The organism is Pseudoalteromonas sp. SG44-1 (assembly GCF_014164315.1).
Taxonomy (GTDB): domain Bacteria; phylum Pseudomonadota; class Gammaproteobacteria; order Enterobacterales; family Alteromonadaceae; genus Pseudoalteromonas; species Pseudoalteromonas rhizosphaerae.
The window spans coordinates 1-352 of record NZ_JACJEW010000264.1 but is presented as its reverse complement, the minus strand read 5'-3'; the positions used below and the strand labels follow the sequence as shown (position 1 = coordinate 352).

Sequence of the window (352 nt, the reverse complement as noted above, 5' to 3'; positions counted from 1 at the left end):
CCCGTCCGCCGCTCGTCAGCAAAGTAGCAAGCTACTCTCTGTTACCGCTCGACTTGCATGTGTTAGGCCTGCCGCCAGCGTTCAATCTGAGCCATGATCAAACTCTTCAATTAAAAGTTTTTTCTTCTCACTCAATTAAGAGATGAGACTGCTCAATGAATTCTGAATTTATTTAACATCTTTCGATGTTGAATTGACTGTGCTGAATAATTACCGAAGTAACTATTCTGTTGGTCACTCAGTTTAAATTGAGACTCTAAATTTGTTTGCCTCACTACCTAAGTAGCTTGGCTGTTAGAACTCAATCTGTACGAGTGCCCACACAGATGATTGCTTTATATTGTTAAAGAAC

1 rRNA gene is annotated in these 352 nt (G+C 40.3%); it reads right to left on the bottom strand.

Annotated features, from left to right (window positions below):
• Positions 1-113 (bottom strand): 16S ribosomal RNA (locus H5187_RS24095); the annotation flags it as partial.
• Between the last annotated feature and the right edge of the window lie 239 nt (positions 114-352).